The sequence below is a fragment of the Aeromonas veronii genome (genome assembly GCA_041319085.1).
Taxonomy (GTDB): Bacteria; Pseudomonadota; Gammaproteobacteria; order Enterobacterales; family Aeromonadaceae; genus Aeromonas; species Aeromonas veronii_F.
This window is the reverse complement of record CP101033.1, coordinates 406324-418040: the sequence shown is the minus strand read 5'-3', so window position 1 is coordinate 418040 and position 11717 is coordinate 406324. Positions and strand designations below refer to the sequence as shown.

13 protein-coding genes are annotated in these 11717 nt (G+C 60.8%); 5 read left to right on the top strand and 8 right to left on the bottom strand.

Translation table 11 applies throughout. The features are described from left to right. Positions 1 to 473: 473 nt before the first annotated feature. Positions 474 to 1727 (bottom strand): phospholipase D family protein, encoded by a 1254-nt coding sequence (locus NMD14_02070; GenBank protein XEI33277.1) that lies wholly within the window; start codon positions 1725 to 1727, stop codon positions 474 to 476. A 73-nt stretch (positions 1728 to 1800) separates the two neighbouring features. Here NMD14_02070 and NMD14_02065 point away from each other — a divergent pair, with 73 nt between their 5' ends. Beyond that, positions 1801 to 1977, top strand: a complete 177-nt coding sequence (locus NMD14_02065) for a hypothetical protein (protein ID XEI33276.1) — start codon at positions 1801 to 1803, stop codon at positions 1975 to 1977. Here the strand turns inward: NMD14_02065 and NMD14_02060 are convergent. From NMD14_02060 to tatA, 3 genes are all read right to left on the bottom strand, one after another. Further along, entirely contained in the window at positions 1955 to 3376 is a 1422-nt protein-coding gene (locus NMD14_02060) for a lytic transglycosylase F (GenBank protein XEI33275.1), read from the bottom strand. The two genes, NMD14_02065 and NMD14_02060, sit on opposite strands and share 23 nt — an antisense overlap. A 229-nt stretch (positions 3377 to 3605) precedes the next feature. After that, complete coding sequence (locus NMD14_02055) at positions 3606 to 3908, bottom strand: YfcZ/YiiS family protein (GenBank protein ID XEI33274.1); 303 nt, start codon at positions 3906 to 3908, stop codon at positions 3606 to 3608. Positions 3909 to 3924: 16 nt separating this feature from the next. Beyond that, on the bottom strand, positions 3925 to 4086 hold the full coding sequence (gene tatA / locus NMD14_02050; GenBank protein XEI33273.1) for a twin-arginine translocase TatA/TatE family subunit: 162 nt from the start codon (positions 4084 to 4086) through the stop codon (positions 3925 to 3927). A 275-nt stretch (positions 4087 to 4361) separates the two neighbouring features. Here tatA and NMD14_02045 point away from each other — a divergent pair, with 275 nt between their 5' ends. Further along, positions 4362 to 5354, top strand: a complete 993-nt coding sequence (locus NMD14_02045; protein ID XEI33272.1) for a LysR family transcriptional regulator — start codon at positions 4362 to 4364, stop codon at positions 5352 to 5354. Here NMD14_02045 and NMD14_02040 read toward each other — a convergent pair. Both NMD14_02040 and NMD14_02035 read right to left on the bottom strand, forming a co-directional pair. Next, a complete protein-coding gene (locus tag NMD14_02040; protein ID XEI33271.1) occupies positions 5327 to 5926 on the bottom strand; it encodes a YhgN family NAAT transporter in 600 nt (199 codons plus the stop codon). The two genes, NMD14_02045 and NMD14_02040, sit on opposite strands and share 28 nt — an antisense overlap. A 98-nt stretch (positions 5927 to 6024) precedes the next feature. Next, entirely contained in the window at positions 6025 to 6270 is a 246-nt protein-coding gene (locus NMD14_02035; GenBank protein XEI33270.1) for a YecH family protein, read from the bottom strand. 209 nt (positions 6271 to 6479) lie between these two features. Between NMD14_02035 and NMD14_02030 the strand changes: the two genes are divergently transcribed. After that, on the top strand, positions 6480 to 7763 hold the full coding sequence (locus tag NMD14_02030; protein ID XEI33269.1) for a dicarboxylate/amino acid:cation symporter: 1284 nt from the start codon (positions 6480 to 6482) through the stop codon (positions 7761 to 7763). Positions 7764 to 7774: 11 nt separating this feature from the next. On the opposite strand, the gene NMD14_02025 is transcribed toward NMD14_02030, so the two are convergent. After that, positions 7775 to 8089: a DUF2007 domain-containing protein gene (locus NMD14_02025; protein XEI33268.1), complete on the bottom strand. Its 315-nt coding sequence runs from the start codon at positions 8087 to 8089 to the stop codon at positions 7775 to 7777. A gap of 9 nt (positions 8090 to 8098) precedes the next feature. Next, positions 8099 to 9001, bottom strand: a complete 903-nt coding sequence (locus NMD14_02020) for a LysR family transcriptional regulator (protein XEI33267.1) — start codon at positions 8999 to 9001, stop codon at positions 8099 to 8101. A 96-nt stretch (positions 9002 to 9097) separates the two neighbouring features. Between NMD14_02020 and NMD14_02015 the strand changes: the two genes are divergently transcribed. Beyond that, positions 9098 to 10150, top strand: coding sequence for an HlyD family secretion protein (locus NMD14_02015; protein ID XEI33266.1), 1053 nt, complete (start codon positions 9098 to 9100; stop codon positions 10148 to 10150). Further along, positions 10150 to 11703, top strand: coding sequence for a DHA2 family efflux MFS transporter permease subunit (locus NMD14_02010; GenBank protein ID XEI33265.1), 1554 nt, complete (start codon positions 10150 to 10152; stop codon positions 11701 to 11703). Before NMD14_02015 ends, NMD14_02010 begins: the two co-directional genes overlap by 1 nt. Positions 11704 to 11717 lie beyond the last annotated feature (14 nt).

Below are 11717 nucleotides of genomic sequence, written 5' to 3'. Positions count from 1 at the left end.
GCCTTTCCCTCTGCGGCTCTTGCGATGAGCAGCAGTCATGGGAAAAGGTAAACGGTGGCGAGCGGCCAAAAAAAGTGGGGTGACATGTCCATGTCACCCCCTCGCAAATAGCATGTTCCATATTGGAGTCCGGCCACGCCGGGTCTCTGTTTCACTTTCCGATAGTTCGCGACCCATCTGAAGTGCACGCCAATTGCAGCGATGCAACTGGCCAGTTACCCGTAACAACCCTCGTCCACACGGCAGACAAGCCGCCATGTTTGTCCTTGCAACTGAAATATTACGCATAAAAACAAAATAAAAAACGTTTTTATGCCCATTCCATTCACATCCAAGTACAAAAAAACAGCCTTATCACCACCACTAAATTGTTATAAAACAGCTAGATAGACTCACCTGTGGTTATTCACCCGCAAGGGCCGTCTGCAATGGCTTACAAGGCTTTGCGAGATCTCGCACAAAAAGTGGCCACCTCATAGCCAGCGGCGCAGTGGCAACCAGTCGCTCAGGCGGGCGATCAGCCGCCTTGACCACCCCTCGGGTTTGCGCGGCGATCCACCGGCCTGCTCCTGCCAGCGAGCCAACCACATTCGCAGCGCCTCGCAGATCGGCGGGCAGTGCAGATGCAGCATCAGTTCGGTATTGAGAAACAGCGAGCGGGGATCGAGGTTGAGGCTACCAAACAGCGCCCGCTCCTGCCCCAGCAGGATCAGCTTGGCGTGCAGGCTGCCGTGGCCATGAGCGAACTCGGCGACCCGGATCCCGCGGCGCAGCAACCAGCCGAGATAGCGCTGATAGGCGCCATAGACCAGCGGCACATCGGTACTGGCCAGCGAGTTGGTGAGAATGTCGATGGTGACCCCCTGCTGGCGCAGCCGAGCCAGACGGTGCCGAAACCCGCGGGTAAGGATGAGGTAAGGGGTTACCAACCCCAGCGAGCCGGGATTGTCAGCCAACTGGCGCCACAGCTGACGGGCGGTGGCGGGGCGGGAGATCAGCCCCTTGCCGGGACGGTCGAACCACACCTCGGCCCGCCCCTCGTGCCACTGCAGCGGCACATTGCTCTCGTCGAACAGCGCTGCGGGCAGATCGTAGACCGTCGCCACCGCCGGATCCGTCATGGTGAACAGGAAGTCGTTGACCACCTCTATTTCGGCGGGCAGCAGCTCGCGGCGCAGCAGATGGCGGATGGGATGACTCCAGCGGCTGTGCCAGAACTGCTCGAACCCCTGCGCCATCTGCTGGCACAGCCCCCCCTGACAGGCGAGATCGAGATCCACGAAGGGGGCTTGCGGATCCAGACCGAAGTAGCGATCGCCGATGTTGCGCCCGCCGATCAGCGCCAGCTTGCCATCCACCAGCAGCAGCTTGTTGTGCATCCGGTGGTTGATGCGGCGAAAGCTGAGCAACCCCTCCAGCAGCAGTGCCAGCGGGCGCCAGCCCCGCAGCCAGAAGGGGTTGAACAGCCGCACCTCGATCCCCGGGTAGTGAGCCACCATCTCCAGAAAGCGGTTGTCACCGGCATAGAGATCATCCACCAGCAGCTGCACCTTGACGCCGCGCCGGGCGGCGTGGAGTAGCTCGCTCAGCAGCAGCTTGCCGCTGCTGTCCTCCTCCCAGCTGTAGTACTGCGCCTGGATCCGCTCGCGGGCATGACGGATCCATTGGCAGCGCACCTTGAGCGCCAGCAGGGGATCGTCGATCAGGGCAAAGGATCCGGGGATCATGGTGTCATCCTGCTGTCATGGCCGGGTGTCATAACGCTGGCGAGCCTCTTCACATATTCAAAAGGAGTTGCTGATGGAACTGCATGATACCCCGATGCTGCGCTATCTGGGCCAGCTCAGCCAGCCAGATCTCATCCCGGCCACCGGCCCCGCCCACTGGTTTTTGCAACACAGAGACGGTGGCTGGCAATTGCCGACCGTGCAGGCGACCCTGCCGGTCAACCGGCTCAGGGCTGAGCCGCTTCGATAGCGGCAGCCTTGCCCTCGATCTGGGGCAGGCTGAAACGATAGGCCACGTAGTACTTGTAGATGGTGCCGACATAGTTGATCGGCCCCTGTCCGACTTCGTTGGCCACCAGCTGATCCACGTTGCCGAACCAGACGTTGGGATCGAGCCCCAGCTTGTCGGCTTTGCCCCGCAGCGCCTGTACCCGGTTCGGCCCCGCGTTGTAGGCGGCGAGGGCAAACAGGTGGCGGTTGAGCCGATCCAGCTTGGGATCATCGAAGTAGGTATCGAGGATCAACCGCAGGTAGCGGCAGGCGGCCTCCACATTACCCTCAAGGGTGGTCAGTCTGGCGCCGTTGATGCCAACCTCCTGCCCCGTGCTGGGCAGCAGCTGCATGATGCCCACGGCCCCCTTGTGCGAACGCACCTTGGGATTGAGGCCGGACTCCTTGTAGCCGAGCGCCGCCAGCATCAGCCAGTCGAGATCGTATTGATTGGCGTACTTCTCCAGCACCTTGCGAATGGTCGCGAGGCGCCCCATGGGGTCCGGCGCCAGGATATTGCTCAGCTGCTCGCTGTGAACCAGCAACCGGCGCAGGGTCATGTCGCTGTAGAGGCTGTTGCGGCTGACGCTCGCCAGATAACCATTGACCGCCTCGAGCAGCTCGGGGCTGTTCTTGCGCAGCGCCCAGGCGCTGTTGCCGTTACTGCGCAGGGGGATCAGCTTGTGAGCCTTGAGGCCGGAGATCATGCCCCCCAGCCAGATCCGCTCCTTGTAGCTGTCGGTCACCGTCAAGGGAATAAGGCCGGCAGCCACCATCTCCAGCAGGTCGCCATCCTGCAAGTATTCGGGCACCGTTTCGATATAGACGGGGGGCAGCCCCAGCTCGCGAAACAGCCAGTTGAGCTGGCGCAGACTCTCGTAGTAGCTGGAGCTGGCCCGCACCCAGACCCGTCTGCCGGAGAGCTGGGTAATGCGGTTGAAGGCGGGCAGGCTCTTCTGGCTTACCACCCACTCCTCGATGGAAGAGATGAGCGGCCGGGAGAAGGCCACCTGTTCACGCCGGGTCGGGGTCACCGTCATGGTCGCCGCCACCAGATCGCCACGCCCCTCGGTCAGGTAGTCCAGCAGCTTGTCCTGGCGCACCGGGATGTAGACCACCTTGAGTTTGACCTTCTCCTTGGCGAGATAGGTCTTGTTCAACCAGCGCTCAAACCCTTGCAGCTGATTGACCAGAATGCCGTACTGGGCCCCACGATCGAGAAAGTAGAAGCCGCGCTCATAGACCACCAGCGCCCTGAGTTCGCGCTTTTGCAGAATGCTTTCGAGATCCCCGGGTTGGGGCAAACGCTGTGGCTTGAGTTCAGCCGCCAGCAGGGGAAAACAGCAGAGGGCCAGCAGAGCCCAGATCCAGCGTCGCATCACGATGGCTGCCCCTGTGCTGAGGTCACGCCTGCTGCCTGTTGGCAGCACGGATCACCATAGAAGGTGGAATTGGGGGCAGAGATCCATCGCTGCGTCATGATGTTTACGCCTTCTGTTGGCCGACTCGCGCCGGGCAAAAACGTCTGTGGGATAGAGTAACTATAGAACGCCGACCCACAGCAGAAGGGTCAACACGGCAGGCAAACCTGCCGCGTTATCAGACAACTCAGATAGAGCGGGCCCGCATTTCGAAAATCAGTTTTTCGGCGGTGCAGGTGAATTGCAGGCGGGCTTTCAGGATCACGCCGTTGGCGCCCTGGGTCAGTTCGCTGCTCAGTTGAGCTTCAGCAGTGACCTGCTTGGCCAGTGCTTCATAAGCAGCCAGCTTGGCGCGGGCATCCGCCTCGGCAGCGGCTTCAATAACCAGATCCATCACATCGTCGCCTTCGCCGATGATGGTGCCGATCTCGGCAAAACAGCCGCAGCTGTCACAGGTTTCGTTCAGTTCAACTTTCTCGTCTACAGACATTTTCTACTCCTACTGCTTATTTCGGATGATTTGCGTCGTCACGCATCGCCTTGCGAAAATCTTTGATGGCGGTCCCCAGATCCTCACCTGCACTGGCAAGACGCTTGCTGCCGAAGACCAGCACAACGACCAGCAAGAGGATCAACATATGCCAGATATGAATTCCACCGAGTCCCATCGAGATACGCCTCACAAAGAGATATCTGTTACTTGTATCAAAGTAGAGCGCAGGGATTGTTGGGCAAAATCAAGGCAGGTGCAAGTGAGCAAATAAATCATAGCCAAAAAATAGGGCGACCAGAAGGTCGCCATATTGATTGTGCTACGTGTCCCCTCAACCGCTACATCCTGTACCAGTGGTTCATGCGAACCTGAGACCATTCGAGGATAAGATCGCCAAGATATGAAAACAAATGGTATAAATTCATCTTAGAATTGAAGAGGATTCATATCATGCTGCTGGAACAACTGGGTCGCATCGACCTCAATTTGCTGATTATCCTGCAAGTACTGCTGGAAGAGCGCAACGGCAGCAAGGCGGCACGCAGACTCCACTTGAGCCAGTCCGCCGTCAGCAAAGCCCTCGGCCGTCTGCGCGATACCTTCAATGATCCCCTCTTCATCCGCTCTGCCTACGGGCTGGAACCCACCGGCCGCGCCCTTGCGCTGCAACAGCAGTTGCAGCCCATTCTGCTGTCGCTGGATAACCTGATCCAGCCGCCCGAGTTTGACCCTGCCAGCTCCGAGCGGGAGTTTGTCATCGCCAGCATGGACAGCGCCTTCACCCTGTTTGCACCGCTCTATCTGAGCGAGCTGAAGCGGCAGGCACCACGGATCCGCCTGCGCTACGAGGAGTGGACCGAAAACAGTTTGACCGAGATGAGTCAGGGACAGGTGGACATCGCCTTCGCGGTGCGGGAGAACTGTATCAGCTCCGATTATCGGCTCGATACCCTGCCCGACAGCATCTGCCAGCGAGTGCTGGCGGTCGATGATCTCACCTGTCTGGTGCAGCAGCACCACCCCGCGCTGCGGGAGCCCGGCTGGAATCTGGATCACTACCTCAGCTACCCTCATGTGCAGACCTATTGCGAGGGGCGGGATCGCTGGATGCTGGATCACAAGCTGGCGGAGCAGGATCTCTATCGACGTATCGAGGCGACCGTGCCCTCCTTCGAGGCGGCGCTGCGGATGGGGATGCACTCCGACATGATAGTAACGCTCTCCAAGCTCTACGCCCGCCACGCCACCCAGGTCTATCCGCTGTTGCAACTGCCGCTGCCCATCGGGCTGGACAGCATCTCCCATCTGCTGATCTGGCATCAGCGTCACAGCGAAGACCCGGGCCACCGCTGGCTGCGGGAGCTACTGCTGACCCAGATCATGAGTCAGCTACAGCCCCCCATGAGCAATGAGGGTCAGGGGATGGCGGTCACAGCCAGATAGTGATGTACCCCGTCCAGCAGCATCTGGACCGAGATCATCACCAGCAGCATGCCCATCAGCCGCTCCACCGCAGTGAGTCCCCGCTCACCCAGCAGCTTGTTGAATACCTCGTAGAACATCAGGATCACCGCGCTGGCAGCCCAGGCCATGAAGAGCGCCAATGACCAGTCCACCATCCGGGTCGGCTCCTGATTAGCCAGCAGCATCAAAGAGGCAAGGATCGAGGGGCCAGCGATCATCGGGATCGCCATCGGCACCAGGAAAGGCTCCTCGCCCGCCGCCAGTCCGGTCACCCCCCCTTCACTCGGGAAGATCATCTTGATGGCGATCAGGAACAGGATGATGCCCCCCGCAATGCTGACCGCCTCCTGCCGCAGGTTGAGGAAGCCGAGGATCTGCTGACCAACAAACAGGAACAGCATCATGATGGCCAGCGAGAAGAGCAGCTCGCGCACCATCACCTTGCGGCGCCGCTTGGGATCGATATGACGCAGGATAGAGAGGAAGACCGGCAGGTTGCCCAGCGGGTCCATGATCAGAAACAGCATGACTGCGGCAGAGAAAGTATCCATACAACGCCCTGGCTACGCCTTGAATAGGAAAAAGAGAGGGGGCGAAATATAGCAAAGGGCAAAGAATTGAGCGAGCGCCAGATGCGCTCGCTGCGAGGTTAACCGTGGTTGCAGATCTTGTCGGCATGGGTCTGGAAGCCCTCTGCCGAGTCGATAAATTTGCCGCGAGCGGCCAGGAAGTCGATCAGCGCCTCCGCATCCATCTCGCTGGCGCTACAGGTATGAAAACGAGCCTCGGCACCAAACCGCTCCGCCATCGCCTGTTTCAGGCTGGCACGGGTAAATTGCCCCCCTTGCGCCAGCATCATCTCCATCACTTCGTGACCATGAACCGATTGCGACATCTCTCACCTCAATAATGAACATATTTAATGCCAATTAAATATCGCCCTGCCCGGAGGGATCTTGATATAGGCCAATAAATTGCGCATTACCTGGTCAGGGGAGTGGTCAGCGCCACCGCTTTGTCGATAATGTGGCAACCTGCGTCAGGGATCGCTACACTGGCGCCCCTTTTTGGCCATCGCAGACAATGTATAAGGATATTGGCGTCATGCTGTTCCATGGAGAGGCTCTCAAGCCCTGGCAGATCTGGACCCGCCGCCCCCTCTGGCTCAAGACCCTGATCGGCATGCTGACAGGGGTGGGTCTGGGCGTCGGCTTTCAAGAGCAGGCCCTGCTGCTCAAGCCCCTTGGCGTCTTGTTCGTCAACACCATCCAGATGCTGATGGTGCCCCTTATCTTCTGCTCGGTCATCGCCGGCCTCACCTCGCTGCTCAAGGGCAAGGCCCTCGATCGCATCGGCAGCAAGGCGATCTGCCTCTACTTCTGCTCGACCGCCATCGCCATCTGCATCGGCCTGATGATGGGCTGGCTGCTGGAGCCCGGCATGGGCGCCGACATGGGCCCCTATCAGCGCATCGGCATGTCGGAGCCACCCACCCTGGCCAGCGTGCTGAGCCATCTGGTGCCGAGCAACCCGGTACAGGCGATGGTGGATGGCAAGATCCTGCAAGTGATCGTCTTTGCCGTCGCGCTGGCGGTAGCCCTCAACGCCAGCGGTCGCCGTGGCCGTCCCGCCATCCTCGTCTTCACCTCGCTGGCCGAGGGAATGTTCAAGCTGTCCCAGATGGTGATGGCACTCGCCCCTTACGGTGTCTGCGCCCTGATGGCCTGGATGACCGGCAAGTACGGCCTCGACCTGCTGCTGCCGCTGCTCAAGGTGATCGGCGCCGTCTACCTCGGTTGCCTGCTGCACGTGCTCGGGGTCTACAGCGCCCTGCTGCTTCTGCTGGCACGGCTCAATCCGCTGCACTACTTCAAGAGCATCGTCGATGCCCAGGCAGTGGCCTTCACCAGCAGCTCCAGCAGCTCCACCCTGCCCATCAGTCTGGCCTGCGCCGAGAAGCGGCTGGGAGTCTCTCCGGCCATCACAGCCAAGGTGCTGCCCATCGGCGCCACCATCAACATGGATGGCACCGCCCTCTATCAGGGAGTCACTGCGCTGTTCGTGGCTCAGGCATTCGGGGTGGATCTGCACATGGTTGATTACCTGACCATCATCAGCATCGCCACCCTGGCCAGTATCGGCACCGCAGGCACCCCGGGCACCGGGCTGATGCTGCTGACCCTGACGCTGACGGCGGTGGGTTTGCCGCTGGAAGGGGTGGCACTGATTGCAGGTATTGACCGGATCCTCGACATGGCGCGTACCACGGTCAATGTATCGGGGGATATTCTGGTGTCGGTGCTGATCGCCCGCAGCGAAAACGAGCTGGATCTGGCGACCTATCACGATGCCAGCGCAGGGGAAGATATCGAGTTCCCGCCGCGCTAGCGGAAGAAAGATCAGCTGTCGTGGGGATCGTGATGACAGCGCCAGCAGACGTCGAAGTTGGCGCCGTTCTCCTCCCCGCACTGACCGCACAGCCAGCCGTTACCCTGACGCTGCTGGTAACGCTCGATGACCCGCCCCGCCCTGCTGCGATCCTCGGCCCGCACCATCAGAGTCACCTGCAACATGTCGACCGGCAGTTCGCCAAGAGCGCCGGATAGCCCCTCGCCATTGAGTCGTACCAGCACCCCTTCCGCCTCCAACGCCCCTTTCAACGCGTGTGCCTCCAGGGTGTGAGAGGCGCGATAGAGATTGATCCAGTTATCCATAGCTCCCCCTTACAACAGCTTGTCGATGCCAAACTCGGCGCCGTTCTCAATCATGAAATCGATGAATGCCCGCAACTTGCGCGGCATCAGTTGCCGCTCCGGAAACAGCAGGTAGATGGGCACCCTGGGTTGCTGCCACTCTGGCAGCAGGATCACCAGCTCGCCGCTGGCCAGCTCATCCTGACAGAGCATAGCGGGTAACGAGGCCAACCCCAGCCCCGCCTTTGCCGCCTCCCGGGCACAGGTAATATTATTGACCCGAAAACGGGATGGGGGGTCAACCAGCACCTCTCGGCCATCCAGCTCGAAGCACCAATGGGAGGCGAGAAACCCGCTGCTCACGGTCACCCGCTCGTGATTGACCAGATCCTCCGGCCGCGCGATGACCGGGCTGCGCACCAGATAGTCCGGGCTGGCACAGAGCAGCCGTCCGGTGCTCCAGAGCCGGCGCGCCGCCAGATTGGAGTCGCTCATGTCGCCTATTCGCACTATTGCATCCAGCCCTTCGCTGATGGGGTCCACCACCCGGTTGGTCAACTCCAGCTCCACCTGCAAGGCGGGATAGGCCTGCAAAAACTTGGCGACCAAGCGCCCGACCACCAGTTGCCCCGTCTCGATGGGTACCGCCAGTTTAAGGGTGCCAGTCACCTCCCGCTGGCTGGCGCTCAGCATCAGCTCGGCTTCGGTCAGGGCATCGACCGCCTTGCTGCAGTGCAGGTAGTACTTCTCCCCCTCCTCGGTCAAAGTGAGCTGACGGGTGGAGCGATAGAGCAGGCGTACACCGAGCCGCTGTTCCAGCTCGGCGATGCGGCGGCTGACCATCGCCTTGGTCATCCCCAGCTCGCGGGCGGCCCCCGTAAACGAGCCCTTGTCGACGATACGCACCAGAATTAACGCGGCATTGAGATCCATTGTTGCACCAGTGAAACTGTATATCTCGTGAACCAATACTAATCGAAACAGTTGACCAGTGTTAGCCTGCGCCCCTTAAGTTCAGGAATCACAACAATGAGTCAACACAAAAAAATTCCCCTGCTGGCAGCCATGATATTGGCGCTGCTCGGTCTGCTGTTCGCCGGTTACTGGTATCTTCACGGCCGCTATTTTGAAAGCACCGACAACGCCTATCTGCAGAGTGAAGTGACCGGGATCAGCTCCAAGCTGCCCGGCTATATCCGCGAAGTGCTGGTCACCGACAACCAGCCGGTCAAAGCGGGCCAGCTGATCGCCCGTCTCGATGATCGCGAATACAAAACCAGGGTCGCGGAGGCCGAAGCCGACCTGCGCCTCAATCAGGCGACGGCCGAAAATTTGGCGGCCACCCGCACCCAACAACTGAGCCTGATCCAGCAGGCCGAAGCCAAGGTCGCCTCCGCCAAGGCCGAACAGCTGCGCGCCAGCCAGCAGGTCAACCGGATCAGTCAGCTCAACCAGCGCCACTACAGCTCGCAAGACAGTCTGGACGAGGTGCGTGCCGGCCTGCAGGTCAATCAGGCGCAAGCCCGGGAGGCCCAAGCCGCGCTGCAGGCGGCCCGTGAGCGACTGCTGGTACTGGATGCCGAGCGCAAACAGAACCTGGCCAAGCTGGCATTGAGCGAAGCACAACTGGAGCAGGCCAAGCTGGAGCTCGGCTACACCGAACTGCGGGCACCGGCCGACGGCATCATCGGCAAGCGCAGCCTGCGGGAAGGGCTCTACGTCCAGTCCGGCATGCAGGTCGCCAGTCTGGTGCCATTGCAACAGGTGTGGGTCGAGGCCAACTTCAAGGAGACCCAGCTCGCCCATATGCAGCCGGGCCAGAAGGTCGAAGTGGTGCTCGATGCCTACCCGGATCAACCGGTCGAGGGGATCATCGACAGCCTGGCCCCGGCGACTGGTGCCAAATTCGCCCTGCTGCCGCCGGAGAATGCCACCGGCAACTTCACCAAAATCGTCCAGCGGGTGCCGGTCAAGATCCGCATCCCCGAGCCGGGCCTGCTGGCAGGCAAACTGCTGCCGGGTCTCTCGACCGAAGTGATCGTGGATACCCGCACGCCTGATCCCGTGGTTGCCGTCCACTGATGGAACCCATTCCACGTCGCAACTGGATCGCGGTCATGGGGGGGCTTATCGGCGCCTTCATGGCCATCCTCGATATCCAGATCACCAATGCCTCCCTGAAGGATATTCAGGGGGCGCTGTCGGCCACCCTGAGCGAAAGCTCCTGGATCTCCACCTCCTATCTGGTGGCGGAGATGATCGCCATCCCCCTGAGCGGCTGGTTGAGCCGGGGGCTGAGCGTGCGCCGCTACCTGCTGTGGACCACTGGCGCCTTTATCGCCGCCTCCGTGCTCTGCTCGTTCAGCTGGAACCTCACCAGCATGATCGTCTTTCGGGCGCTGCAGGGCTTCACCGGCGGGGCGCTGATCCCGATGGCCTTCTCCCTCATCGTTACCCTGTTGCCGCTACAGAAGCGAGCCACCGGCATGGCGCTGTTTGGCCTCTGTGCCACCTTCGCCCCCGCCATCGGCCCAACCCTCGGCGGCTGGCTCACCGAGCAGATGTCATGGCACTACATCTTCTATCTCAACGTGCCGCCAGGCTTGCTGGTGATGGCCATGCTGGCCCACGGACTGGACAAAAAACCGGTGGACTGGGAGGTGATCAAGCGGGTCGACCTCATCGGTATCGTCACCATGGCGCTCGGGCTCGGCTTGCTGGAGGTGGTACTGGAGGAGGGCAACCGGGAGGACTGGTTCGGCTCAAGCTTCATCGTGCGATTGGCGGTCATCTCGGCGGTGGCGCTGGTGTTCTTCGTCATCAGCCAGCTGATCCGCCGTCACCCGCTGGTCAATCTGCGGCTGCTGCGCAACCCGCGCTTCGCGCTGGCCTGCTTCGCCTATCTGATCCTCGGCATGGCGTTGATGGGCTCTATCTATGTACTGCCGCTCTACATGACCCAGATCCACAACTACAACGCGCTGGAAATCGGCGAAGTATTGATGTGGATGGGGCTGCCGCAACTGCTGGTGCTGCCGCTGGTGCCCAAACTGACCCACAAGATAGACCCGCGCTATCTGGTGAGCTTCGGCTTCCTGATCTTCGCCGTCAGCTGCTTTATGAACGTCAACATGAGTGTTGACTACGCCGGGCCGCAGCTGATCCAGTCGCTGATCGTGCGGGCGCTGGGGCAACCCTTCATCATGGTGCCGCTCTCCCTGGTCGCCACCGCCAGCCTGAGCCACGATGAGATACCCTCCTCCTCGACCCTGCTCAACGTGCTGCGCAACCTCGGCGGCGCATTCGGTATCGCCATCATCGCGACCCTGCTCGACAACGATACCCGCACCCATGTGCTGCAAATTGGCAGCACTCTGGCCGCCAGCAGTATCGAGGGGCAGAGCTATCTGCTGCAGCTGGCTCAGAGCATGATGGCACAGGGCTCCGCCCCCGAGATTGCCCAGCAGCAAGCGCGAGCCATGCTGGCCAATACCATCAACCGGGAAGCGGCCATCATGGCCTACAACCAGGTGTTCTACATCATGGGGATCTTCCTGCTGATCGCCAGTGCCCTGATGCTGTTGCTCAAATCCCCCGCCCCACGGGCAGCGGATGCCGAACCGCTAGAGGCGTGAAAAAACGCCGAGCA

What these genes read in the sequence shown, in the direction of transcription:
- NMD14_02055 (XEI33274.1), bottom strand. Translation starts at nt 3,908, where the DNA reads ATGTCTGTAGACGAGAAAGTTGAACTGAACGAAACCTGTGACAGCTGC.
- NMD14_02030 (XEI33269.1), top strand. Translation starts at nt 6,480, where the DNA reads ATGCTGTTCCATGGAGAGGCTCTCAAGCCCTGGCAGATCTGGACCCGC.
- NMD14_02035 (XEI33270.1), bottom strand. Translation starts at nt 6,270, where the DNA reads ATGTCGCAATCGGTTCATGGTCACGAAGTGATGGAGATGATGCTGGCG.
- NMD14_02045 (XEI33272.1), top strand. Translation starts at nt 4,362, where the DNA reads ATGCTGCTGGAACAACTGGGTCGCATCGACCTCAATTTGCTGATTATC.
- NMD14_02040 (XEI33271.1), bottom strand. Translation starts at nt 5,926, where the DNA reads ATGGATACTTTCTCTGCCGCAGTCATGCTGTTTCTGATCATGGACCCG.
- NMD14_02020 (XEI33267.1), bottom strand. Translation starts at nt 9,001, where the DNA reads ATGGATCTCAATGCCGCGTTAATTCTGGTGCGTATCGTCGACAAGGGC.
- NMD14_02070 (XEI33277.1), bottom strand. Translation starts at nt 1,727, where the DNA reads ATGATCCCCGGATCCTTTGCCCTGATCGACGATCCCCTGCTGGCGCTC.
- NMD14_02025 (XEI33268.1), bottom strand. Translation starts at nt 8,089, where the DNA reads ATGGATAACTGGATCAATCTCTATCGCGCCTCTCACACCCTGGAGGCA.
- NMD14_02015 (XEI33266.1), top strand. Translation starts at nt 9,098, where the DNA reads ATGAGTCAACACAAAAAAATTCCCCTGCTGGCAGCCATGATATTGGCG.
- NMD14_02060 (XEI33275.1), bottom strand. Translation starts at nt 3,376, where the DNA reads ATGCGACGCTGGATCTGGGCTCTGCTGGCCCTCTGCTGTTTTCCCCTG.
- NMD14_02065 (XEI33276.1), top strand. Translation starts at nt 1,801, where the DNA reads ATGGAACTGCATGATACCCCGATGCTGCGCTATCTGGGCCAGCTCAGC.
- tatA (XEI33273.1), bottom strand. Translation starts at nt 4,086, where the DNA reads ATGGGACTCGGTGGAATTCATATCTGGCATATGTTGATCCTCTTGCTG.
- NMD14_02010 (XEI33265.1), top strand. Translation starts at nt 10,150, where the DNA reads ATGGAACCCATTCCACGTCGCAACTGGATCGCGGTCATGGGGGGGCTT.